This is a genomic window from Nocardiopsis ansamitocini, from assembly GCF_030268225.1.
In the GTDB taxonomy this organism is placed as follows: domain Bacteria; phylum Actinomycetota; class Actinomycetes; order Streptosporangiales; family Streptosporangiaceae; genus Nocardiopsis_D; species Nocardiopsis_D ansamitocini.
The window spans coordinates 182,671-207,262 of the sequence record NZ_BSQG01000008.1; the positions used below are offsets into that span (position 1 = coordinate 182,671).

Here is a 24,592-nt window from a genome sequence, read left to right on the forward strand (position 1 = left end):
GAGCCCGACAGGGGCGGTCAGCGCCGTAGCCGCTGGAGCAGTCGCCGCAGGAGCGGTACCCGCTTGACGCGCACGGCGAGCCGTTCGCCCGCTTTGCCGGCGGGCCGTCCGGTGAAGCCGCGCGGGCCCCTGAAGAAACGGGTGTGCCCGATCCGGGCGGCGGGCCGCAGTGCCGTCGCGCACCGTGTCGAATCGGGCCCCGACAGCACCAGGTCGATCTCCCACACTCGCTCGGCGGTGCCCCTGGGGGTCCCCAGGCGCAGGGCCGCGTCGATCCTGGCGTCCGCGCCGCTGCCCGAGACCCGGGCGGGCGCCTCCAACGGGGCAGCGCCTTTGGCGGTGGCCCGTACGACCGCGGTGAACGGTGCACCGATCTCGATCTCGGGTGTGGCCACGATGCGCAGCCGCCCTCCCCGTTTCCAGGAAGCCGATTCGACCCGGACCGCCGAGACAGGGGCGTTCCTGATCCGGCCGACCTCCAGGCTCAGGTTCGCGCGTTCGGCGGTGAAGTAGGCGGTGGCTGTTCGCCGCCCCGCCGACTGCGCGACGAACATCGGTGACGGTGCGGTGCGCACGGCACGCACGCGTTTGGCGCCCAGCCGCACACGGGACGTGTATTCGCCGACCGCGGACGACGCGAACACGTCGAAGACACCGTCCGGCAGCTCCCGGCCGTCGGAGGCGGAGAGCGGGACCTCGGCGTCGAAGGAGCCGTCCTCCCGCAGCCGTGCCGCAAAACCGAACTCCCGGTCGCTTCCCCGGTGCACCAGGAGCAGGGTGATCGCCAGGCCGTCGACTCCGGGAACCGCGTCCCGACGGGTACCCGAGACGCGCAGCGCCTCGTCGGCCGTCTCCACCGAAGTCAGCCACAGCTCGGGATCGGGCACCCTGAACACCGTGCACTCACCGGCCGTCGTCGTACTCAGGGCCAACCCGAGGCCGCCCTCCTGTTCGCCGTGCTCGACGCGCAGCCGCGCAACCCCCGGTCGCCGGGCGTCGGCGAAGGGCAGGGCGGCGCGCAGGACAGTGGTCCCCTCGCCCCGGCTGAGCACAGCGGGAACCGTCACGGTGTCCCCTCCGTCCCGGTCGGCGTGCAGCACCAGTTCGACGTCCTTCTCCACCGCCGCCTCGACCGGGACGACGAGTTCCACACCCTCGGCGCGCTCGATCACCGCGGCGCCCTCCTGGGGGAGGGCGACCGCCCGGTGCAGGCCGTTCAGGCCGTTGTCCACGGAGAGGGTGAGCCGGCCCTCCGGATGCCAGAACGGATCGGCGAACGTGGAGTCGGGGCCGTAGAAGGCCGGACGGCGCTGCTCCTCTGCCGCCGGGGTACGCGAGTCCACGACCCCGTCGGCTTCGACCCCGAAATGACGGACACGGACGAGGACGTCCCACTGTCCGGCGGGAACCGCCCCACCGTCGGTACCCGCCAGGTCCAGTTCCGCATCCACCACGAAACCCGGCACGTCCGCCCCGTCCTCGCAAGGGGCCGCACCCGACCGGGGGGAGAGCGCGAAAGCGACCGTGCGTTTCGGTGCGTTCCGCGAGCGCAGTACGACCTCGACCCTGTTGTGCCGCTCCAGCAGCCGCAGGTCCGGGCCGACCGGTTCGCCGTTGGCCCCCTCCCAGCGCAGGGAGCCGTTCGCACGGTGAAGGACCGGACCGCGTGCGCGCTCCGACACCAGGGTCGCCGCCACCCGCAGCCGAAGGGCCGACCCCGACCATTCCAACGACTCCAGGCGGGCGGACACGTCGACCGCCCCGGTGATCATGGTGGCTCGGGAGTCGATGCCGGTGTCGGTGATCGCCAGCCCCAGGGCGTCGTCGTCGCCGAAGACCGGGCGTACCCCGACGTCCCCGGTCTCGGTGCCGGTCACGGTCACCGTCGGGTAGGTGATGACGTCGCGGTGCCCGAGCACGCCGTCGAGGTGGCGGCCCAGGCGCGCACCGGGCGCGCCCGGTCGATGAACCAGGTGCAGGTCCCATTCCTGTTCGGTGGTCGTGCGTCGGGCGAGCATCGCCCGTGCCTGCACCGATGCGGTGAACGTCCCGTCCGCTGCGATCGGGCACGGGGTGGAGTGGGACGGCTCGCCCCGTCCGCGGGGGGAGGCGACCAGACGGGCGTCGGGAAAGGGGCCCGTGGCGCCGAGGAACACCCCGGTGAAGGTGAGCGAGCCGGCGTCGCAGACGAGCGATTGCACCTCGGCGTGGAGCCGGGCGCGTCGGATGACCACGGCGAGGTGGTGGGTGGTGTCGCGGTCGGGAACGGTGAGGCCCAGTGGTCGGGAGGGGGAGAGCGCGGGTGGGTAGGCGAGCAGGTCGATGACGACGTCGGAGACCGGACCCTCCTCACCGCCGTCCACCCGGTGCACGCTCCAGCGTCCCGGGGCGAGCAGGGGGTCGTGGGGTCGCAGTTCGAGGGTTCCGTCGTCAAGGCAGGTGAACTCCGCGGTGGTTCCCGAGGAACCGCGCAACAGCACCCGGTCGGGCCGTTGGGTGAAGGACAGCGTGGTGACGCCCTCGCCGTCCACCCGCGCGGTACAAGAAGCGGGCTCCCTGTCCTTTGCCGGGACAGGGGTCGTGGGCAGGGCGTGCCCGGTGAGTTCGTGGAAGAGTGCCTCGTGCTGCCGGGTGATGGGGCCCGGGTCGAAGCGTTCGGCCGAGCGCGCTGCCGCGCGCGCCATGCGGTCGAGTTCTCCGTTGTCGCTCATCAGCTCGTCCAGGCCGGCCGCCACGGCCGTCACGCTGCCGTTCTCCACCAGGAGGCCGTCCACCCCGTTCTCGATGATCTCCCCGGGCCCCAGGGGGCAGTCGGTGCTCACCACGGGCAGTCCGCCGCGCATAGCCTCGACCAGGGTCATGCCGAACGACTCGGCCTTGGAGGTGACCGCGGCGAACGACCCCAGGGCCCACGCCTCCTCCAGGTGGGAGCGCGGCCCCATCAGCAGCACGTCGTCGTGCAGGCCGAGGGCGTCGATCTGTTTTTTCAGCCGGGCCTTCTGGTCGCCGCCGCCGTAGATGCGCAGGGTCCAGCCCGGATGGTCGGGAAGAACCCGGGCGAACGCCTCCACGAGCAGCTCGTAGCGTTTCACCGGGGCGATCCGACCTGCGGCGACCACGACCTTGCGCTCGCCCCGGCCCCCCGTCGGCGCGCGCAGCCGGGGTGCTTCCACGCTGTTGGGGATGGCCAGGACCCGCACACCGGGGAGATCCATTCGTTTGCGGTGCACGGCCGCGTCGGCCTCGGTCACGGTGACCACCGCGTCCAGATCGCCGTATGCGTCGGACAGCACTCTGCGCAGCGCTTCGGGGTGCATGTTGTGCGTCAGGTGCTCCTGGCCCACCTTGGCGTAGCGATCGGAGCCGCACCGCGCCAAGACCACGTTCAGCCCCGCCCGTGTTCCCACCACCACGTCGGCGTCGGTGGTCTCCAAGTAGGCCCGCAGCCGGTCGTCGGTGAGCGCGCTGTACTGCTTCTGGCGGCTTTCCTCAACGGGAAAGACCTCCGGGGGAAGCCCGGCGCGGTGGGACCCCTCGTGTAGGCGGCGGCCCCCGGTCCCCGTTCCGGGCCCGGCGGGGAGCCGCATGTCGACCAACGGGGTGACCGTGATCCCTTGGGGGAGGGAGAGGACGGGGTGCTCGCGATGACGGAACACCGACACGATCTCCACCTCGTGCCGATGGCGCAGAGCGGCGGCCTGGGTGATGACCGTCTGAATGGTTCCACCGATCCCGTAGACATTGTGGATCAGGTAGGCGATCTTCATCGTTGCTCTCCCGGCTCGTCGAGGGCCGGCGCGGGGAACCGGACGCCCTGGTTGTTGCGGTCTGCTGTTTCCCGGCCGCGGGATCAGGGCGGCAGCGACACGACGGCGATCCCGGCAAGGGCGCAACCGCTCGTGTCCTGTCCATAACGCCGGACTCCGGACGAACGGTTCTCGTTGGTCATGGGAAGTCTGGAAAAGGTGTTGTTCTGCGGCTACTACCACTTTTGGCGGGATACCAACATGACGTCCGTCCCACGGACCGCACAGCAGGTCGGGCGCCTGGCTCACGCGGGGGTCGGGGACGGCGTCGCACGCCGTTGAACGGGCGTTCAGGAGCGGTGCAGCGGGAGGTCGCCCATGCCTTCGGCAGGGGGAGGGGAGCCGGCCGCACGGCGAAGCCCGGGGGAGGGGGATTGCTTCCCGGCCGTCGGAAGCCGGGACCACAGGGCCGGTCGGCGGCTGATCAACACCCTTTGAACTGCACGGATGCTCGGGGTGCGGCGTCGGGCAGGGGCCGACGCGAACCGGCCGTCAAACGAGGGGGCGGCCTATCGGCCACGCCCCGGCAACTCGGCAAAGACCCGTTCCCCGGCCGCCGGCCGGGGAACGGGGAACATGGCGGCTCCGGCCGGCGGAGCCCGACCGGCCGTCCGGTCAGTTCTGCGCGGCGACCGCCTGGCCGCGGTACAGGACCGACTCCACCGTCAGGTCGTCGTTCATGATCACGAGGTCGGCCCACGCACCCGGGGCCAGCACGCCGGCAGCCAGGCCCAGCGCCGCGGCGGGGGTGGCCGTGGCCGCGCGCAGGGCGTCGGCCGGGGTCGCGCCCAGGTCGCGCACGGCGCGGCGGACCGCTTCGGGCAGCACGATGGTGCTGCTCGCGATCGCACCGGAATCGACGAGGCGGGCTTCGCCGCCGAGTACCCGGACCCGCAAAGTGCCGAGGGTGTACTCGCCGTCGCCCAAGCCCGTCGCGGCCATCGCGTCGGTCACCAGCGCCACACGGTCGGCCCCCGCGGCGTCGAATGCGACCCGCGCGGCGCCGGGATGGACGTGCACGCCGTCGTTGATCAGTTCGACGGTGACCCGCTCGTCGTTGAGAGCTGCCGCGATAGGGCCGGGATCGCGGTGGTGCAGGGGCCGCATCTGGTTGTACAGGTGGGTGGCCACGGTGGCCCCGGCGTCGAACGCGGCTCGGGTCTCGTCGTAACTGGCCTCGGTGTGGCCGACTGCGGCCACCACGCCCGACTCGGTGACCGCGTGCACCAGGTCCAGGGCCCCGGGGAGCTCGGGTGCCAGGGTGATCATCCGGACGTGGCCACGTCCGGCCTTGAGAATGCGCTCGAACTCCACGGTGTCGGGCTCACGCAGCAGGGCCGGGTCGTGCGCGCCGCACTTGCCGCGCGCGATGTAGGGCCCCTCCAGGTAGATGCCGGCCAGGTCGCCGGATTCGCACAGTTCGGCCAGCGCGGCCACCTGGCGCAGCGTGTCCTCGGGAGTCGCGGCGACCAGTCCGCCCAGCAGCGATGTGACCCCGTGCGCGCGATTGAACTCGACGACGGAGAGCGCGCGCTCGGGAGCGGTCTCGGTGAACGCCGCACCCGCCCCACCGTGGACGTGCACGTCCACGAGACCGGGGGCCAGGACGGCGCCGGCGAGGTCGCGGACCGGCTCCCCGCCCTCGGGGGCCGGCCCGGTCCCCGTCGCGGCGATGCGCTCACCCTCGATCCGCAGCCAGCCGGGAGTGAGCCCGTCCGCGGTCACCAGCCGTGCGTTCGCCAGTATGCCCATGGAAACGATGCCCTCCTGTGGTCCTCGTCACGTCAGCACATCGACAAAACCGTCGATCACGCATTGACGATAGCGCCGGCCCCACTCATGATTGGGTACATGTCCGCCGGTGAGCTGCTTGTCCAGCGCCTGCATGTCGATCTGAAGCAGCAGGCGAGCGCACTCTGTCGTAGTTGACGTCAGTGAGCAGGACCCCCATGTCCTGTGAGCACTGAGGTTTCCCGACGCGCTCGACCCCGGCCCACGCGAACCCCTTTGGTGTTGTTGGTGCACGTGCCGTCGTGTCCGGTCTAGGGAAGCCCCCTCTCGAAGTCGCCTCTCGTTAATCCCGACGACTCCCTACGCCACACCGTGCCCGGCCCTCTGGCCGTCCTCCACAGGAGATCACCATGACCCGTTTCACCGTGCTCGTCGCCGCCACCGAAGCCCGCTCCTCCGTGCGCACCGCCGCGGTCCACGCCGCCGACACCGTCGCAGCGCACACCGGGGTCGCCGCGGACACCACCGTCATCGACCTCGCCGAGCTCGGCCCCGCCCTGCTCGACGCCACCAACGACGACCTCACCGCCGCCCTCGCGGCCACCGCCGAGGCCGACGTCCTGCTCGTGGCGACCCCCCAGGTGCACGGCAGCTACACCGGCCTGCTCAAGGTCTTTCTCGACCGCGTCCCCGAACTCGGTCTGGCCCACGCGATCGCGCTTCCCATCGCGGTCGTCGACGACCTGCGCAACGGCCGCAACATCGAGGATGATCTCCGCGTCCTGCTGTCCGACCTCGGCGCCTGGGTGGCCGAGCCGGGACTGCTGCTGTCGCGCCACGAGCTCGCCGAACCGCTCAGCGTCATCGACGTCTGGGCGCAGATCGCCGCCCCCGCACTGCGTCAGGCGTTCGCTGTCGCTGTCTGAGGGGCCACCTCCCGTCGGTGCCGAAAAGACCCGGTCCGGCGACCCGGCGAGCCGGACGCTTCACACGCGTGACCCCTGAGTGCGGGGGCCGGTGCCGGTCGTCCGAACCACGGATCCTTATCGTCTCGCCCTCTGTGCCTCGCGCCGCCATCGCCCAGCGATGGCGGCGCGTCGCGTTGTGCGCTCCCCGGGCCTCCGTCGCCAGGGCGGCTCGCTCCCCGTACGCGCCGGGGCGGAGCCCATCGGCCCGAAGTACGCGGAGCGTCCGCCGTTTTCTGCCCGCACGCCGACATTTTTGCGGCGACCCGGTGTCGACTATTAGTCCATTTTCTGTATTCTGTGCCATTGGCGTATTGATTGTGATTTATGTGCAGTGGTGCGCTAGGAGGACAGTGATGCCTCGCACGTGCTCAACGTGGCTATCGGTGGGCGAGTGCCCGCCATTTTTTGTGCAGAAGGCACGGTTGGCCGCCAATTTTTCGTGCAGACTGCCCGATTGTTTTTCTTCGACAACGCTCTACCGTTGATTCTGCGGTTGCAGGTCGAGGCCAACTCCACGGACTCCCCGCGGCCGTACCGCGGTGCGCTCACACCTCTCCCGGGGCCGCGCCGCAGCGGTCGGGGGCCGTCGCCACCGTCCTGGGCCTGCTCTGTGCACACCCCTCCCATGCGCAGAATGGTCCAGCGGCGCCCCCGGCCGTTCACTTTCGCCCCGCGTGATGGGGCGCTCGGCCGATCCTGTCGATTTCTTCGGTTTCCACAGTGCGCGCGGTCGCGTCGAATTACGCTCCACCCATGGAGTCGAACCAGGCGTGCGATTTTCTGACCGGTTACGACCAGGACCGGTTGTGCCAGCAGGCCGTGCGGTTCGAGACCGATGCCCTGCTGTTCGGGGAGGACCGTGCCGAGCTCCTGGGCGAGGCTGCCAGGTTCTGGCACCGGGCGGGACAGTCCCGGCACGCTCTTCGCCTATGCACCGAGGCCATCGCAGAGGGCGACGGAACAGGAGTCGGGGCCGCCCGCCTGCGCCGTATGGAAATCCTCGCCGACCAGGGCCGCATCCCGGAGTTCGATCAGGACGTGCGAGCCCTGCGGGGGAGCGAGCTCACCGAGTCCGCGGCCTGCTCTGCCGCCCGCCTCCTGGAGTCCCTGGGGCGCGCGGGCGAGGCCCTTGAGTTCTACGACCGCGCCTGCACCCGGCCCCTCGCCGAGCTCGCGCACTTCTGGCCGCTGGATCTCGCTCGCCACGTCGGCATCCTCGACGCCCTCACCGGACGCTCCAGGCTTCGCGCGGAGACGGGCCTGCCCGTCGACGCACTCGACGCCAAGGTCGCCGCGTTCGTCTCCGGGCCCGCTTCGTTCCCGACGCCGTCCTGCCGGCTGCCCGAACGCAACGCGCCCTGCGGCTGCGGCGCACCTCGCCGGTACAAGAACTGCTGCGGGAAGCGTGCGATCGCCGCCGACGAGCACCGGCGGTTCGCCCGCAGGTGAGCCGATGGGCGCGGGACCCCCGCCGCGTGCTCCCGATCCGGGTTCGCCGGGGTGCGGGCCCCGGGGTGGGTAACGTTTCCCCCCATGATCCCAACCCAGATAGTCGTCGGCGCCGCGATCGTCAGGGGCGGCTCGGTCCTCGCCGCGCAGCGCGCCAGTCCCGCACACCTGCGCGGACGATGGGAACTCCCGGGCGGCAAGGTGGATCCGGGCGAGACCGACGAGGCCGCTCTCGTACGCGAGTGCCACGAGGAGCTGGGCGTGCGCATCCGCCCGATCGAACGGGTCGGCCCCGACGTCCTGCTGCCGGTGCGGCCCAACGCCCCCCGCGCACTGCTGCGTGTATGGACCGCGGAGCTGACAACGGGCGAACCCGAGGCCCTCGAACACCTCGAATTGCGCTGGCTCACCGCCGACACCCTCTCCACCGTCGACTGGCTCCCCGCTGACCTGCCGTTCCTCGACCACATTCGGTCCCGCCTGAGCGGTGGTGCCCCGCCGGTTGGGACGCAGCCGCCATGAGGCAACGGTTTTCGGCGGTCCACAACAGTCATTTCGTGCGGAAAGTACCGGGATGTGTCCACACTGACACTGACTGACCTGCACGTTTCTCGGTGCGTCCATCATCACGGCATAAACTGGTAGTTGGCCGCGGGAGTCGCGGTGTTTCCCCAGCAGATGAGATCGAGACTTTCGCATGCCCACCGCCACGCCCGCCGACGGCTCTGTGCGCCGTACAGACATCCGCAACGTCGCCATCGTCGCCCACGTCGACCATGGCAAGACCACCCTCGTGGACGCCATGCTCTGGCAGTCCGGTGTGTTCCGCTCCAACCAGGACGTCGATGACCGCGTCATGGACTCCAACGACCTGGAGCGCGAGAAGGGCATCACCATTCTCGCCAAGAACACCGCGGTCCACTACACGACGCCTGAGGGCGAAGACGTCGTCATCAACATCATCGACACCCCGGGCCACGCCGACTTCGGCGGCGAGGTCGAGCGCGGCCTGTCCATGGTGGACGGTGTCGTGCTCCTGGTGGACGCCAGTGAGGGCCCGCTGCCCCAGACCCGGTTCGTGCTGCGCAAGGCACTGGCCGCCAAGATGCCGGTCATCCTGGTCATCAACAAGGTCGACCGCCCCGACAGCCGTATCGCCGAGGTCGTGGACGACACCTACGAACTGTTCATGGACCTCGACGCCACCGAGGAGCAGATCGAGTTCCCGATCGTCTACGCCTGCGCCCGTGACGGCAAGGCGTCCCTGGAGCGTCCCGCCGACGCCACCGTGCCCGACAGCGAGAACCTCCAGCCGCTGTTCAGCACCATCCTGAACACCATTCCGGCCCCCGAGTACACCCCGGGCGCCCCGCTTCAGGCCCACGTCACCAACCTCGACGCCTCCCCGTTCCTGGGCCGCATCGCGCTGTGCCGGGTGCACCAGGGCGAGATCCGCAAGGGCCAGCAGGTCGCGTGGATCCGTGGCGACGGCACCTCCCAGCAGGTCAAGATCACCGAGCTGCTGATGACCGAAGCGCTGGAGCGCAAGCCCGCGGAGAAGGCCGGCCCCGGCGACATCATCGCGATCGCCGGCATCCCCGAGATCATGATCGGCGAGACCCTCGCCGACCCGGCCGACCCGCGCCCGCTGCCGCTGATCACGGTGGACGAGCCGGCCATCTCCATGACCATCGGTACCAACACCTCCCCGCTGGTCGGCAAGGCCAAGGGGTCCAAGGTCACCGCGCGCCTGGTCAAGGACCGCCTCGACCGCGAGCTCATCGGCAACGTCAGCCTGCGCATCCTGCCCACCGAGCGTCCCGACGCCTGGGAGGTCCAGGGCCGTGGTGAGCTGGCGCTGGCCATCCTGGTCGAGCAGATGAAGCGTGAAGGCTACGAGCTGACCGTCGGCAAGCCGCAGGTCGTCACCAAGCAGATCGACGGCAAGCTGCACGAGCCGGTCGAGCGCCTGACGGTGGACGCCCCCGAGGAGTACCTGGGCGCCATCACCCAGCTGCTCAACATCCGCAAGGGCCGCATGGAGAACATGAGCAACCACGGCACCGGCTGGGTCCGGATGGACTGGGTGGTTCCCTCGCGCGGTCTGATCGGGTTCCGCACCGAGTTCCTCACCGAGACCCGTGGTACCGGCATCGCCCACCACGTCTTCGAGGACTTCGCCCCCTGGTTCGGCGAGCTGCGCACCCGCCAGAACGGCTCGCTGGTGGCCGACCGCGCCGGTGTGGCGGTCAGCTTCGCGATGTCCAACCTGCAGGAGCGCGGCACGCTCTTCGTCGAGCCCACCACCGAGGTGTACGAGGGCATGATCGTCGGCGAGAACTCCCGTTCCGACGACATGGACGTCAACATCACCAAGGAGAAGAAGCTCACCAACATGCGCTCCTCCACCGGTGACGAGCTGGAGCGCCTGGTTCCCCCGCGCAAGCTGTCCCTGGAGCAGGCCCTGGAGTTCTGCCGCGAGGACGAGTGCGTCGAGGTCACCCCCGACGCCGTGCGCATCCGCAAGGTCGTCCTGGACCAGAAGGAGCGCGCCCGCTCCCTGGCCCACAAGAAGCGCGGTTCCTGACCCGCACACCGCCCACGGCCCGTCCCGGTATCGAGCACCGGGGCGGGCCGTCCGCATCTGCGCATCGTTCCCGCCCGGACACTGCCGGACTGTCGTTTTCCCATGATACGAATAGCAATTCGTACACATGATCGATTGGATTGCGATGTCGGACCGCGCCTTGTTGGAGACCAGCCTCGATTTCGCCACGCACCGGATACTCGAAATCGGCGAGACCCCGCTGAGTGTCCCCACCCCCTGTTCGGAGTGGAACCTCGGGCAGCTCCTCAACCACCTGGTGTCCTCCACGGCCCTGCTCGCCGACCTCGTCCGTGGGGACGAGGTCGATCCCCGCGCACTCGCCCCCGAACGCACCGCAGCCGTCCCCTTCGAGGGGCACCCCGTGGGAGCGTTCGCCGTTGCCGCGGGCACCACGCGCCGGGTCTTCGCCTCCGACGAGGCATGGCGGCGCGGCGTCCGAATGCCCGGCGCCACGATGCCCGCAGCGCTCGTGGCCAAGTTGATCGCCATGGACGCGGTCGTGCACGGCTGGGACATCGCGCGCGCCGTCGGTGCGGACGACACCATCCCCGATCCGCTGGCCGAGGACATCATGTCCTTCGCTGAGACGTTCGTGCGCCCAGAGGTTCGCGGAGGCATCCTCGGGCCGGAAGTCCGGGTCGGGGCGAAAGACACCAAAACTCGGCAACTCGTGGCGTTCTTGGGGAGACGACCCTAGCCTGGTGGGAAAGACGCCGGCTCCTTCACGGAGCGCGTCCACCCCCATCCACCGAAGGGCAGCTCAATGGCTCAGCCGCACGCGGTCGTGGTCGGAGGAGGAATCGGCGGGCTCGCGGCCGCGGTGGCACTGCACCGCAAGGGGTGGGCCGTCACCGTCTGCGAACGCTCTCCGGCGATCGAGCCCGTCGGGGCCGGCCTCGGGGTCGCCCCCAACGGACTGCGCGCGCTCGACGCCCTCGACCTCGGCGACGAACTACGCGCCTGCGCCGTCACCCAGGGCCGTGCCGGTCTGCGCCGCAAAGACGGCCGCTGGCTGGTGCGCACCGACGCCGAGGACCTCCGGCGCTTCTTCGGGGACTCCGTCGTGGTCGTCCCCCGGGCCGACCTCGTGGACGTACTGCTCACCCGGCTCCCCGCCGGAGCCCTGCGCACCGCGACCACCGTCACCAGCGTGGAGCCCGGCGACACCCGCCAACTCGCACGGGTGGGCACGGACGCCGGGGAGCTCACCGCCGACCTCGTCGTGGCCGCCGACGGTATCCGCTCGATGATCCGCCCCGCGCTCTTCCTCGAACACCCCGGTCCGGTCTACGCGGGCTTCACCAGTTGGCGGTTCATCGTGGACGCACCTCAGGAGCCGATCGACTACGGCGAATCCTGGGGATGCGGGGTCACCGCCGGTGTGCTGCCGCTCCCGGGCGGGCGCGTCTACTGCTACGTCACCGCCAACGCCCCGGCGGGGGAGCGCGCCAAGGACGAACGGGCCGAGATCGCCGGCCTGCTCGCCGAATGGCACGACCCCATCCCCGGACTGGTTGCCGGTGTCGCCCCCGAAGCCGTCCTGCGCACCGACGTCTGGCACATCGCCACTCCCCTCCCCGCCTACCACAAGGGCAGGGTCGCGCTCCTCGGCGACGCGGCGCACGCCATGACCCCCAACCTGGGGCAGGGCGCCTGCCAGGCCATCGAGGACGCGGTGGTGCTCGCCCACCACATCAACGGGTCCACCGCTTACGTTCCGACGGCGCTGCGCTCCTACACCGACGTCCGGATCGGCAGGACCAGCCTGATCGCGCAGCGCTCCGCCCAGATCGCCGAGACCACCCAGAGCGAGTCCGCCCTGCTCAACCGGTTCCGTGACACCGGTGCCAGCGTCATGGGGCGTCTGCCGGCCACACTGATGTCGCGCTACCTGCGCCCGGTCCTGGACTGGCAGCCGCCCACCGAGACCGCCCGGGTATGACCGCTTCGCTCCGCGCGGGGGAGTCATTCCACCGGCGACGCCACCACTTCCAGGTCCTCCAGTTCGGCGTCGGTGAGACCGGAGAGGTGGTTCATCAGACTGCGGCGAAACGCAGTGGCGGTGTGGGAGGGCGCGACGTCCTTGCGGTGGGCCAGCGCTATCGTGCGCATCAACCGGGGTTGGGCCAGTGGGGTGCCACGCAGTTTGGGGCGGTTGCGCAGCACCATGCTCGGTACCACCGCCAGGCCCAGGCCCGCCTCCACGAAGCGCAGCACCGCGTCCATCTCGCCGCCCTCCACCGCGAGGCGTGGCTCGAATCCTGCTGCCCGGCAGGCGTGCAGGGTCGCGTCGCGCACGTCGTAGCCCTGCCGGAACATCACCAACGGCTTGTCGCGCAGATCGACGATGCGCATCGAGGCCCGCACACAGGGCGCGGGCAGATCCATCGAACTGGCCACGACCAGGCTCTCGCGCAGAATCGGGGTGGTCACGAACTCGGGGTCGCTGCTGTGCAGCGGCAGGATGATCAGTGCGAGGTCGAGTTCGCCGCGCCCGAGGGCGCGGATGAGGTCGCGCGACCCGCCCTCCTCCACCCGCAGTTCGATGCCGGGGAAGCGGCGGTGGAACAGCGACAGCGCGTCGGCCAGCAGCCCCGCGCACAAGGAGGGGGTGGCGCCCAGGCGAACCCGGCCGCGTCGCATGCCGGCGAGCTCCTGGACCTCGCGCCGGGCCGTTTCCACGTCGGTCAGGATGCGCTGGGCCAGCGGCAACAGGGCCTCACCGGCCGGAGTCAGTGTGATATTTCCCCGGGCGCGAACGAATAACGATGCACCCAGTTCCTCCTCCAAGGCCCTGATCTGCTTGCTCAGGCTCGGCTGCGCGACGCGCGATACCTCCGCTGCGCGGGTGAAATGCCGGGTCTCGGCCACCGCGAGGAAGTAGGCGAGCTGCTGAAACTGCATGCCTCATAGCCTACGTCTATCGTCACCAGCGTTCCTATGACTTAGACGATCGTGTTAATCCAGCCCTAAAGTTCACACTGTGGCGAACAGTACCCTGACCAAGCAGCGGTCAACGGCATTCAGGTCGACGGTGGCGCTCAAATCCGCGATGGCGGTCACCGGCCTCGTCCTTGTGCTGTTCTTGATCGCGCATATGTACGGCAATCTCATGATCTTCGGAGGCCAGGAGGTCTTCGACAACTACTCGCACCACCTGCGCGAGCTCGGCGAGCCGATGCTCCCGTACGCCGGCACACTGTGGATCATTCGCATCGTCCTCCTGGCGAGCGTCCTCATCCACGCCTACTCGGCCTTCGTGCTGTGGGCCCGCGCCAAGCGGGCCACCTCTGTCGGCGGACAGCGGTACCACAGCTCCAAGAACCGGACCGGTGTGCAGCGCAGCTACGCGTCCTTCACCATGCGGTGGGGCGGCATCGTCGTCCTGCTGTTCGTGATCTTCCACATCCTGCACCTGACCACGAACAACATCGCTCCGGGTGGGCCGTCCAGCAGCCCTTACGAGCGTGTCGTGCACGGGTTCCAGATCTGGTGGGTCGTCCTTGTCTACGTGATCGCCATGGCTGCGGTGGGCTTCCACCTGCGGCACGGCATCTGGAGCGCGACCCAGACCCTGGGTCAGAACAAGGCTTCCCGTCAGCGCACGATCAACCTGGTCGCGACCGCGATCGCCGTTGTGCTCACGCTCGGGTTCCTCGTTCCCCCGTTCTCCGTTCTCTTTGGACTGGTGGGTTAAATGACTGAGCTGTACATCGAGGGCGACCCGATCCGCGACGAGAAGGCGCCCGAAGGACCGATCGAGCAGCGCTGGGACAAGCGACGCTTCTCCGCCAAGCTGGTGAACCCCGCCAACCGGCGCAAGCTCTCGGTCATCATCGTGGGCACCGGTCTGGCCGGCGCCTCCGCGGCCGCCACCCTGGGCGAGGCCGGCTACAACGTCAAGAGCTTCTGCTACCAGGACAGCCCCCGGCGTGCGCACAGCATCGCCGCGCAGGGCGGCATCAACGCGGCCAAGAACTACCGCAACGACGGTGACAGCATCTACCGGCTGTTCTACGACACCGTCAAGGGAGGCGACTTCCGCTCCCGCGAGTCCAACGTGTACCGCCTGGCCCAGGTCAGCGTCGAGATCATCGACCAGTGCGTGGCCCAGGGCGTGCCCTTCGCCCGTGAATACGGCGGCCTGCTCGACAACCGCTCCTTCGGCGGCGTACAGGTCTCGCGTACCTTCTACGCGCGCGGCCAGACGGGGCAGCAGCTCCTCATCGGCGCCTACCAGGCGCTGGAGCGCCAGATCGCAGCCGGCAGCGTGGAGATGCACACCCGGCACGAGATGCTCGAACTCATCGTCGTGGACGGCAAGGCGCGCGGCGTCATCGTGCGCGACATGGTCAGCGGCGAGATCGAGACCCACTTCGCCGACGCGGTGGTCCTGGCCTCCGGCGGCTACGGCAACGTCTTCTTCCTGTCGACCAACGCCATGGGCTGCAACGTCACCGCCACCTGGCGGGCGCACCGCAAGGGCGCGCTGTTCGCGAACCCCTGCTACACGCAGATCCACCCGACCTGCATCCCGGTCAGCGGCGACTACCAGTCCAAGCTGACCCTGATGAGCGAGTCGCTGCGCAACGACGGCCGCATCTGGGTGCCCAAGGAGGGCGGGGACACCCGCGACCCGCGCGAGATCCCCGAGGAGGAGCGCGACTACTACCTGGAGCGCATCTACCCCGCCTTCGGCAACCTCGTACCCCGTGACATCGCCTCGCGCGCGGCCAAGAACGTCTGCGACGAGGGCCGCGGTGTGGGCCCCGGAGGCCTGGGGGTCTACCTGGACTTCGCCGACGCGATCAAGCGCATGGGCCGCTCCACCGTCGAAGCCAAGTACGGCAACCTCTTCGACATGTACCAGCGCATCACGGGGGAGAACCCCTACGAGCTGCCGATGCGTATCTACCCGGCCGTCCACTACACGATGGGCGGACTGTGGGTCGACTACGACCTGCAGAGCAACATCCCCGGCCTGTTCGTGACCGGTGAGGCCAACTTCTCCGACCACGGTGCCAACCGCCTGGGCGCGAGCGCCCTCATGCAGGGGCTGGCCGACGGGTACTTCGTACTGCCCAACACCATCAACGACTATCTCGCCGACGGTCCGTTCGAGAAGGTCGACGAGACCCACCCGGAGGCCAAGGAGGCGGCGGACTCGGTGCGCGAGCGCATCGACACCCTGCTCTCCATCAACGGCACCCGCACCGTGGACTCCTTCCACAAGGAGCTCGGCCACATCATGTGGGACTACTGCGGCATGGAGCGCAGCGACGAGGGTCTGCGCAAGGCCATCTCGCGCATCCGTGAGCTGCGGGACGAGTTCTGGCAGAACGTCAAGGTGACCGGGACCAACGAGGAGCTCAACCAGGCTCTGGAGCGGGCCGGCCGCGTGGCCGACTTCTTCGAGCTGGCCGAGCTCATGTGCGTGGACGCGCTCGCACGCGCCGAGTCCTGCGGCGGCCACTTCCGCGCGGAGAGCCAGACCGAGGACGGCGAGGCCCTGCGCAACGACGCGGAGTTCGCCTACGTGTCGGCTTGGGAGTTCGCCGGCACCGGCCAGCGCCCGGTCCTGCACAAGGAAGCTCTGGAATACGAGTACGTCGAGATGAAGCAGCGGAGCTACAAGTGAACATCACACTGCGCGTTTGGCGCCAGAAAGGCAAGGCCGACGAAGGCCGGATGGTCACCTACAAGGTTGAGGACGTCTCTCCGGACATGTCCTTCCTTGAGATGCTCGACGTCCTCAACGAGAAGCTCACGGTCTCCGGCGACGACCCGATCGCCTTCGACCACGACTGCCGTGAGGGAATCTGCGGCGCCTGTGGCGTGGTGATCAACGGCGTCTCGCACGGCCCGGAGGTCACCACCACCTGCCAGCTGCACATGCGCAGCTTCAAGGACGGCGACACCATCGACGTCGAGCCGTGGCGCGCCAAGGCGTTCCCGGTCATCAAGGACCTGGTCGTCGACCGCGGCTCCTTCGACCGCATCATCCAGGCGGGCGGCTACATCAGCGCCCCCACGGGGACCGCGCCCGACGCCCACGCCGCGCCGATCCCCAAGACCGACGCCGACCGTGCCTTCGACGCGGCCACCTGCATCGGCTGCGGGGCGTGCGTGGCGGCCTGCCCCAACGCCTCGGGCATGCTGTTCACCGCGGCCAAGGTCACCCACCTGGGCCTGCTCCCGCAGGGGCAGCCCGAGCGGGCGGCCCGCGTGGTCAAGATGGTGAACCAGCACGACGAGGAGGACTTCGGCGGCTGCACCAACATCGGTGAGTGCGCCGCGGTCTGCCCCAAGGGCATCCCGCTGGACACGATCTCCCAGCTCAACAAGGACCTGCTGGGGGCCCTGGCCACCGGCAACCTGTAACGCCGGGCCGGATCGCGACGCCCTTCCCCTCCTAACCGGAGGGGAAGGGCGTTCGTCGTTCCCAGGAGCAGGCGTCCCCGTGGGGGACGGCCCCGGCAGGCGTGCTCCCGGTTCGGTGACCACCGGGGAAGGAGCTGCCTTCGGCGGGAACGGACCCCGGCTGGTGGCTTGTACGAGGACCGGACCGCTTCCCCGGCCCCGGCCGCCCGCCGCACCGGGGAACCGGCGGCGCGGGACGCGTCGGCATCCGGTCGCGGACCGGCGGACCCTGAGGACCGTTTCACGGGAATCGCGCGGCGCAGGGCGGGCCCCGAACCCGTGTGACAGGGCTACGACCAGGTCAGTCGCGATGCCGTTTCCACCGGGTAGGGGTCGGTGGCGTAATAGGCGTAGAGCAGTCGGGAGCCCGCTGAGCTTGCCGTGTAGACGGTCCCGCCGGCGGAGATCCAACGGTTCCAGGCTGTTGCGAACGCCTCGGCCCCGGTTCTGTTGCGGGCCAGCAGGGCGGGCACCGCGTGGAAGACCATCGCGTTCTCCGGAGCCTTGCCGCGCAACCACGCCTTGGCGACCGCCCGTTCCGCGTGCCGGCCCCCCGGTCGATCCAGCAGGTAACGGGCAACGATATACCGGGGATTGCCCACCAACGGCGAGACCAGTTCATCCAGGGCCGTGCTGAACGCCGCAGCCGCCTGGGGGCCCGCCCCGGTGAGGGTCAACCGCAGGGTGGCGTCGGAATCCACGTCCAGGCGCACCCCGCGCGCGCCCACCGACGAGTGCCCGGCTCCGTGCAGCGCGTCGGCCACGGCGTAGCCGAAGTGCACCAGGTCGGGCTCACCGGCCGTGCCGCGGACCAGTTCCACGGCGCGGCGCATCCGCGGCCCCCGCGCGGTGAGGCGCTCGGAGACAAGGGCCACCAGGAGCGCCGCGATCAAGGGTGCCCCGGCGGGCAGGCCCAGCAGCGTTATTCCCGTCACCAGAACGCCCACGAACACCGCACCACCGGCCAGGAGCGAGCGGCGGGTCGGTTCCAGGGACGGTCGCTCCGAGGTGCTGATCCCCGCCATGGCCGGCACCGCAGCCGGCGGCTCGGGTGTCCGGCCCGCGGGACGGGGCACCACCGGTCCGCTCCGTGCGGGACGCATCCGCAGGGTGGACAGCAACTCGTCGGTATAGGACTGCCCGATCCGCCACCGCGCGCGCGTGACCGAGCGGTTCTCCGCACGGCTCAGCATCCGGGCGTTGAGCGCGTCCAGGTCGGCGACCGCGGGCGGTTCGTAGGGCGACAGCGCCGGGTCGACGTGGGCGACCCCGCTCATCACCTCGCCGTCCGCGGCCACCCCGAGGTATCCCTCGTGCTTGCGCACGAAGCGATCCCAGTCCGCGCCCCCCTTGGGGTGGGCGTCACTGACGCACACCACCGTCCAGGTGTGCGCGGTCTTGTCCGGCCAGGAAGGATCCAGGCGCAGTGCCCGCCCCCGTCCCTGGACGACGGCCGTGGGCGTGGTGGCGGTGGTCAGGTCGATGACGGTGTTGACTCCGCGGGCATCCCATCCCTCACCGAGGAGACCCCGGGTTCCCACCAGGATCTGGCAGGCCCCGCTCTCCAGATACTCGGTGACCAGGCGAACCCAGCTGCGGGAGGACCAGCGGCCCTCGACGCGCACCACCGGGCTGTCGTCGTCGGCATCGATGATCAGGTCGAGTCCGGGTCTGCGTGATCCGGCGAAGGCGATGAAGTCCTCGGCGGTGCGCAGGTCGGCGGCCACCGTGCGACCGGTGACCAGCATCGGTCGCAGCGCGCGGCTGCGCTCGTCGGCGACCAGCAGTTCCAACTGCAACCACGCCGAACCCGCGTGGTCGCCCAATACCTCGCGCAGTCGCGCGGACGGTCGGGCGGTGGCGCGCTCGTGGTCGCACAAAACCAGTGCGCGCAGCCGCGACCCCAACGAGGCCGACTCCGCAGCGGCGATCTCCACGGTCCCCTGCGACTTCGCCGTGCTGCGGGCCAGCACACGATCGACCGGGGAGCGGCCGGTCCGGATACCGTGCTTGGTGAGCGTGTAGCCGACCGCCGGCAGCGCGGCCCGAATACGTTCGATGGCCTTCTCGTTGGTGCTTTCGGGGTCGGCGCGCAGGCAATTGGTGACGTAGTCGCCCAGGAGCGCCATCCAGTCGGCGGCGTCGGGCGCGCTGCGGTGGCGTTCCAGCATCCGGGCGTCCGTGGGCAGCGCGCTCAACCCGGCGTGGTGCAACCGCAGCACGGCATCGGTCAGCTCGGGTTCCTGGACGGCGAGCCTGGCCCAGTCCAGACGTTCACCGGTGTCCAGGACGCGTTCATCGAAACGTGCGTGCAACCAGGTGAGGAAGTCGGTGCGTGCGAACCCGGGAGCGAGCAGGTCGGTGCACAACTCGGTGAAGCGCAGTCCTTGGTCGCCGATGTACTCGCGCTCGGTGGTGGTGGGTTCGGTCACCCAGACGAGTTCGGCGAAGGGCGCGAGGTAGCCGTCCCGGACCAGGGCGGGGATGGACGCGCCGTGGATCGGATCGCCGAAGAGCGTGGCCACCAGACCGCTCTCGGTCGCCGTCAGTGTTTCGGCGGGGGTCCCGGTCAAGCCGATCACGTGGGCGTCGGACAGGCCCGACAGCACCTCCGCGAGCAGTCTGCCCCAGGTCTGGAGGAGATGGTGGCACTCGTCCAGCACGATCGTCACCGGACCGGCCGCGTGCAGTGCCTCCACCAGGGCCGCACCGTTGCCGTGCAGGCGTTTGACGAGGGAGAGTTCGTGACCCTCCTCATCGGTCTCGGCGTCGGGGTCGAACACCGCAAGGGACTGGTAGGTCAAGACCGTGACGTCGGCATCCAGGGTGCGCCTGGTCCCTGCGGTGCACCCGTCGGGACGGGTGAAGGACTTCCATTGCGCGACCCACTGGCCCTGGATGGCGGTGTTGGGGGCGAACACGACCACAGGGCGGCCCAGCCGCCGGGCCGCCTCCAAACCGACGAGGGTCTTGCCCGCACCGGGCGGCAGCACCACCCAGGCCCGGCGCTCACCGGACTCCCAGCGTGCGGCCAGCGCGGACAGTGCGTCGTGCTGGTAGGGGCGCAGGGTGCCGGGCCACCGGGCCGTTTCGATACCGCTCATACGGCCTGTTCGAAGACGTGCGCCCTGACCCAGGCATGCATGGCCACTGCGGCGGCCGCCCCCGCGTTGATCGAACGGGTGGAGCCGAACTGGGCGATGGACAGCACCGCGTCGCAGACCTCGCGGACCTCTTCGGAGAGCCCCGGTCCCTCCTGGCCGAACACCAGGACGCAGGCACGCGGCAGGGGATAGGTCTCCAGCGGAACCGAACCGGGAAGATTGTCGATGCCCACCAGAGGGAGCTCGCGTTCCTGGGCCCAGGCCACGAGCTCGGTGGTACCGGGGTGGTGATGCACGTGCTGGTAGCGCTCGGTCACCATTGCGCCGCGGCGGTTCCACCGACGGCGGCCCACGATGTGCACGGCCTCGGCACCGAAGGCATTGGCGGTGCGTACCACGGAGCCGATGTTGAAGTCGTGCTCCCAGTTCTCCACGGCGACATGGAAGGAGTGGCGCTGGGTGTCGAGGTCGGCGACGATGGCCTCGCGCCGCCAGTAACGGTACTGGTCCACGACGTTGCGGCGATCGCCTTCCGCGAGGAGCTCGGGATCGTAGTGATCCCCAGCGGGCCACGGGCCCGTCCAGGGGCCGACCCCGACAGGGGGTCGTTCAGGGGCGTGTTCCGTCACCGGGGGTGTTACGACCTGCTCACTCACGTAGGCCAGTCTAGGCGTACATCGCGATGGACTCGCTGAGGCGCCCTGCCGTCTGCCGGCTTCGCCCGAAGACGAGCCGTCGTGCCCCCTGGCATGCGTTCGCTCCGTCAAAACAGCGCACGCCAGAGGGCACGAGGATCAGAGATGCACGCCGCCGTGGATGTCGCGGGCCTGGACAACAGCGCCGGTCACGGTTGCGTCGACCGTGTTCGTGACGTCGCCCCCGTCCGTGCCGAAATGCGGCCGAAGCCCGTCGGTCAACGACCGCACCTCGGAGGCGACGGCCTCGACGGCGGTGATGTGCCCCGCGAGTTCGCGCACGGTGTCGGGGTCCTCTCCGTTCTCGTCGCGGGCGGCCTCCAACGCCGCCCACGCCGTGGGGTGCTCCGCGAATCGCTCCCTGAGCCTCTCGCGGAGCGCGACCAGAAGCTTTCGCGCGCCGTCGGAGAGATCCCCGGCGACCTTGCCGGCGACAGCGGTCGCGATGCCGACCTTGTCCATGAAAGGGCTTCTCCGACTCGAAGCGGACGTGACCACGTGGTGCGCGCGTTCCCACACGACGGTCCGGTGGCGTGGCCTCAGATCTTGTGCACGGCCACATCTGGGGAGAGAGCCTGCCCGGGGATGGGAACGCGGGAGCTGGTCCCGGGGATTTCGACGGTGGCCATTCGGTGTGGGACCGGGCAGCCCTTGGGGAAGGTGCCGATACGGCTCGGCTCGTACCCGTCGGGGTAGCTGATGATGTTGGGGTTCTCGCTGGCGGGCCGGGGGACCTCGCGCGGCGGCATCAGTCGCACCACCCTCGCCCGGATGCGCAGGCTCAGGTGTGCGACCGCGCGCCAGAACCGGGACGGCTCGTCGTAACGGAACGCCCTGATCAGCGAAGGGTCCAGCAGGGCCTTCGTGAAGGGGCGTATCACGGGACGCTGCGCCTTGGGGTAGAAGTTCACCATCAGTTCCAGGGTGGCGTCGGAGACCGCGCGCCCGCCATGGCTGTAGGCGAAGTGCTTGCGCTCGTAGGTGTCCAGGAGTTCGGCGAATCCGGCGTACGTGAGGGGAATGTGCTTGATCCCCATGTGCCGCCCCAGCCGACGGTAGTAGTTGGTGCTCGCCCGGATCTCGTGGTCGGTCAGCTTGCGCCAGCCGTAGCCCAGATCGTTGAGCCAGCGCACCGGGGTCACCACGAAGGTGCTCAGGACGTAGCGGTAGTCGTCGTTGCTGATGTCGTAGGAGCGGTGCATCTGGTTCATCCGACGCAGCGCGTCACGGCCCCGGCCCGGCTCGAAGCCGAACCGGAGCATGTCGTTGAGGAGCAGTGCGGTGTCGTCGTAGCGGTGCTGGGTGCGGCCGGTGAACTCCCGGGTCGCGCCCAGGAGTCCGCCGATGCTGGGCACCGCATACGTCCGATACAGGGCCAGGCCCAAGGCCTGCTCCACGTCCCAGGGAAACTCGTGCTCGCTGATGATCTGAAGAATGCGCTGGCAGTCAGTCTCGGGGTCCAGACGGTGGATTTCGTCATACCAGTCGAAGCGCTTCATACGGGGGCTCTCGCTCGTCTAGCGGTCAGTCCGGATGATCAGGGAGCCGGGGCCAATGGTGGCCCCGCTGTCATTAGAACTACCCGTTAGCGGCGTGTCGGTATCCCATGGAAAAAAGGGTTCGCGCACTCATTCCCTGAAATATTCGGGGCGTGTCGCGCCTATGCCCGCTTTCCTGCGTCCTGAGGGGAAAGTGCCTGGTCAGGGGCTGGTACCCGGGATCCCGTCTCGGGGATTTCGACGGTGATCATGTCGTGGGGGACCGGGCAGCCCGTGGGGAAGGTGCCGATACGGCTCGGCTCGAACCCGTCGGGGTAGCTGATGATGTTTGGATTGTCCTTGTAGCTGAACGGTTCCACCCGAGGCGGCATGAACCGCACGATGCGCGAGCGCAGCCGCAGCGCCCGGTGGCCGGCGCTCCTCCAGAACCACGAGGCCCGCGGATAACGCAGCGCCTCCAGCAGATGCGCGTCCATCAGGCCCTTGGTGAACGGCTCCACCGCCCAGCGCACCCGTGCGGGGAAGAACCCGACCATCAGTTCCAACGTGGTGTCGGCGACGGCCCGACCGCCCTCGCTGTAGGCGAAGTGCTCGCGTTCGTAAGTGTCCAGGAGTTCGGCGAATCCGGCGTAGTCGGCGGGGATCTCCTTGATCCCCATGTGCCGACCGAGGTCGCGGTAGAAGTTGGTGTGCGCGATGATCTCGTGGTCGGTCAGCTTGCGCCAGCCGTAGCCCAGATCGTTGAGCCAGCGCACCGGCATCACCGCGAAGGTGCTCAGGACGTAGCGGTAGTCGTCGTTGCTGATGTCGTAGGAGCGGTGCATCTGGTTCATCCGACGCAGCGCGTCACGGCCCCGGCCCGGGCCGAAGCCGTGCCGGATCATCTCGCCCATGATCAGTGCGGTGTCGTCGTAGCGGTGCTGGGTGCGGCCGGTGAACTCCCGGGTCGCGCCCAGGAGTCCGCCGATGCCGGGCACCGCGTACGTCCGAAACAGCGCCATCCCCAACGACTTGGACATGTCCCAGGGGAACTCGTGGGCGACCAGGATGCGTACGATCTCCTGGCAGTCGGTGTCGGCGTCCAAGCGGTGGATCTCGTCATACCAGTCGAAGCGCTTCACACTGATTCCCTTCCGACCTGACCGGTTCCGTCTGCTGGCGCGTACCGCGCCGTCATACTCCTGCGGGTACCGAATCCACCACGTGCTGGATCAGCGTCACCAGTACTTCTTTGCCCGATTCCCGCTCCCTGGCGTCGCACAACAGCACCGGTACCCCCGCACCGATGCCCAGGGCGTCGCGGACCTCCTCCGTCGAATAGGAGTAGGCGTCGTCGAAGCAGTTGACGGCGACGACGAAGGGGATGCCGCGGCGCTCGAAGAAGTCCACCGAGGGGAAGCAGGTGTCCAGGCGGCGGGTGTCGGCCAGGACCACGGCGCCCAGGGAGCCGGTGGCGAGTTCGTCCCACATGAACCAGAAGCGTTGCTGGCCGGGGGTGCCGAAGAGGTAGAGGACGAGTTCGGGGTTGATGGTGATCCGGCCGAAGTCCAGGGCCACCGTCGTGGTCGTCTTGGCCTCCACCCCCTTGAGGTCGTCCACACCGAGGCTGGCCTCGGTCATGATCTCCTCGGTGCTGAGCGGGGTGATCTCGCTGACCGAGCCGACCAGCGTCGTCTTGCCCGCGCCGAAGCCCCCGGCGATCAGGATCTTGAGGGCCTGGGGGATGGGAGCGGTGTCGGGTTCAGAGTCGTTGGATGCCATCGAGTACCGCCTGAAGTATGTCCCGGCCGACCGGGCTCTGGCTGGTGTAGGGGGCGCGGGCGAGGACGTGGCCCCGGCCGATCAGATCACTGATCAGTACCTTGACCACGGCCACGGGAATGTCCATGTGTGCCGAGACCTCTGCGACCGACAAGGGACGCCGGCACAGCGTGAGGATCGCCAACTGCTCGGGTTCCAACGCCATTTCGTCGACATCGGAGCGGGCCGCGATGACCACGCTGATCATGTCCAGCCGGACCACGTCACAGTTCTGTCGTCCCCAAGTCAGGATGTAGGGCCTGACCGGTGAATTGGTCGCGTCGATATCAGGTTCGGGGGCGTGCCCGTCCGGCATGGTCCCTCCTGCTATCGCGTGGTTTTCTCGGTCGCCTGCCCGATCGTGCCTTCTGGGGCGCTCGGAAGATGGCGGGGGGCGGAGTCGAGTGAGCGGCCGACTTGGTCGACGAGGACGTTCATTTCGTAGGCGATGAGGCCGACGTCGGATTGTTCTTCGGCGATGAGGGCGAGGCAGGCGCCTTCGCCTGCTGCGG

At 69.3% G+C, this 24,592-nt stretch carries 19 protein-coding genes and 1 pseudogene; 9 read left to right on the top strand and 11 right to left on the bottom strand.

From position 1 onward, the window contains the following. Positions 1-17: 17 nt before the first annotated feature. Together QSJ59_RS20010 and nagA are read right to left on the bottom strand one after the other, a co-directional pair. On the bottom strand, positions 18-3,767 hold the full coding sequence (locus tag QSJ59_RS20010) for a glycosyltransferase (RefSeq protein WP_285761244.1): 3,750 nt from the start codon (positions 3,765-3,767) through the stop codon (positions 18-20). A 654-nt stretch (positions 3,768-4,421) separates the two neighbouring features. Next, positions 4,422-5,558 carry an N-acetylglucosamine-6-phosphate deacetylase gene (gene nagA / locus QSJ59_RS20015; RefSeq protein ID WP_285761245.1) on the bottom strand — a complete coding sequence of 379 codons (1,137 nt, stop codon included), beginning with the start codon at positions 5,556-5,558 and terminating at the stop codon, positions 4,422-4,424. Between the two features lie 389 nt (positions 5,559-5,947). On the opposite strand from nagA, the gene QSJ59_RS20020 reads away from it, so the two are divergent. From QSJ59_RS20020 to QSJ59_RS20045, 6 genes are all read left to right on the top strand, one after another. Beyond that, positions 5,948-6,463 carry an NADPH-dependent FMN reductase gene (locus tag QSJ59_RS20020; protein WP_285761246.1) on the top strand — a complete coding sequence of 172 codons (516 nt, stop codon included), beginning with the start codon at positions 5,948-5,950 and terminating at the stop codon, positions 6,461-6,463. A 795-nt stretch (positions 6,464-7,258) separates the two neighbouring features. Further along, positions 7,259-7,954: a hypothetical protein gene (locus QSJ59_RS20025; RefSeq protein WP_285761247.1), complete on the top strand. Its 696-nt coding sequence runs from the start codon at positions 7,259-7,261 to the stop codon at positions 7,952-7,954. An 84-nt stretch (positions 7,955-8,038) separates the two neighbouring features. Next, positions 8,039-8,476, top strand: a complete 438-nt coding sequence (locus QSJ59_RS20030; RefSeq protein WP_285761248.1) for a (deoxy)nucleoside triphosphate pyrophosphohydrolase — start codon at positions 8,039-8,041, stop codon at positions 8,474-8,476. A gap of 175 nt (positions 8,477-8,651) precedes the next feature. Then, complete coding sequence (gene typA / locus QSJ59_RS20035; RefSeq protein WP_285761249.1) at positions 8,652-10,541, top strand: translational GTPase TypA; 1,890 nt, start codon at positions 8,652-8,654, stop codon at positions 10,539-10,541. 127 nt (positions 10,542-10,668) lie between these two features. After that, positions 10,669-11,259 (top strand): TIGR03086 family metal-binding protein, encoded by a 591-nt coding sequence (locus QSJ59_RS20040; RefSeq protein WP_285761250.1) that lies wholly within the window; start codon positions 10,669-10,671, stop codon positions 11,257-11,259. Between the two features lie 66 nt (positions 11,260-11,325). Then, entirely contained in the window at positions 11,326-12,504 is a 1,179-nt protein-coding gene (locus QSJ59_RS20045) for an FAD-dependent monooxygenase (RefSeq protein ID WP_285761251.1), read from the top strand. Positions 12,505-12,527: 23 nt separating this feature from the next. Here the strand turns inward: QSJ59_RS20045 and QSJ59_RS20050 are convergent, their stop codons facing one another. Then, positions 12,528-13,466, bottom strand: a complete 939-nt coding sequence (locus QSJ59_RS20050; RefSeq protein WP_285761252.1) for a LysR family transcriptional regulator — start codon at positions 13,464-13,466, stop codon at positions 12,528-12,530. Between the two features lie 79 nt (positions 13,467-13,545). On the opposite strand from QSJ59_RS20050, the gene QSJ59_RS20055 reads away from it, so the two are divergent. The 3 genes from QSJ59_RS20055 to QSJ59_RS20065 are packed head-to-tail and all read left to right on the top strand — an operon-like array spanning position 13,546 to position 16,943. Next, positions 13,546-14,259 (top strand): succinate dehydrogenase cytochrome b subunit, encoded by a 714-nt coding sequence (locus tag QSJ59_RS20055; RefSeq protein ID WP_285761253.1) that lies wholly within the window; start codon positions 13,546-13,548, stop codon positions 14,257-14,259. Beyond that, a complete protein-coding gene (locus QSJ59_RS20060; protein ID WP_285761254.1) occupies positions 14,260-16,200 on the top strand; it encodes a fumarate reductase/succinate dehydrogenase flavoprotein subunit in 1,941 nt (646 codons plus the stop codon). Further along, the gene (locus QSJ59_RS20065) at positions 16,197-16,943 is read left to right on the top strand and encodes a succinate dehydrogenase/fumarate reductase iron-sulfur subunit (RefSeq protein WP_285761255.1); all 747 of its coding nucleotides are present in this window, start codon (positions 16,197-16,199) and stop codon (positions 16,941-16,943) included. The genes QSJ59_RS20060 and QSJ59_RS20065 overlap by 4 nt, the downstream gene beginning before the upstream one ends. A 329-nt stretch (positions 16,944-17,272) precedes the next feature. Here QSJ59_RS20065 and QSJ59_RS20070 read toward each other — a convergent pair whose 3' ends face one another. From QSJ59_RS20070 to QSJ59_RS20105, 8 genes and pseudogenes are all read right to left on the bottom strand, one after another. Next, positions 17,273-20,086, bottom strand: a complete 2,814-nt coding sequence (locus tag QSJ59_RS20070) for a DEAD/DEAH box helicase family protein (protein WP_285761256.1) — start codon at positions 20,084-20,086, stop codon at positions 17,273-17,275. Beyond that, positions 20,083-20,742, bottom strand: a complete 660-nt coding sequence (locus tag QSJ59_RS20075; protein WP_285761257.1) for a TrmH family RNA methyltransferase — start codon at positions 20,740-20,742, stop codon at positions 20,083-20,085. Before QSJ59_RS20075 ends, QSJ59_RS20070 begins: the two co-directional genes overlap by 4 nt. Positions 20,743-20,880: 138 nt before the next feature. Next, positions 20,881-21,243, bottom strand: coding sequence for a hypothetical protein (locus QSJ59_RS20080; RefSeq protein WP_285761258.1), 363 nt, complete (start codon positions 21,241-21,243; stop codon positions 20,881-20,883). 77 nt (positions 21,244-21,320) lie between these two features. Beyond that, the gene (locus QSJ59_RS20085) at positions 21,321-22,280 is read right to left on the bottom strand and encodes an oxygenase MpaB family protein (protein ID WP_285761259.1); all 960 of its coding nucleotides are present in this window, start codon (positions 22,278-22,280) and stop codon (positions 21,321-21,323) included. Positions 22,281-22,441: 161 nt separating this feature from the next. After that, a complete protein-coding gene (locus QSJ59_RS20090) occupies positions 22,442-23,401 on the bottom strand; it encodes an oxygenase MpaB family protein (RefSeq protein ID WP_285761260.1) in 960 nt (319 codons plus the stop codon). A gap of 52 nt (positions 23,402-23,453) precedes the next feature. Then, positions 23,454-24,041, bottom strand: coding sequence for a GTP-binding protein (locus QSJ59_RS20095; RefSeq protein WP_285761261.1), 588 nt, complete (start codon positions 24,039-24,041; stop codon positions 23,454-23,456). Continuing rightward, positions 24,022-24,396, bottom strand: coding sequence for a DUF742 domain-containing protein (locus QSJ59_RS20100; RefSeq protein ID WP_285761262.1), 375 nt, complete (start codon positions 24,394-24,396; stop codon positions 24,022-24,024). Before QSJ59_RS20100 ends, QSJ59_RS20095 begins: the two co-directional genes overlap by 20 nt. Before the next feature lie 11 nt (positions 24,397-24,407). Then, positions 24,408-24,592: pseudogene (locus tag QSJ59_RS20105) on the bottom strand (roadblock/LC7 domain-containing protein); the annotation flags it as partial.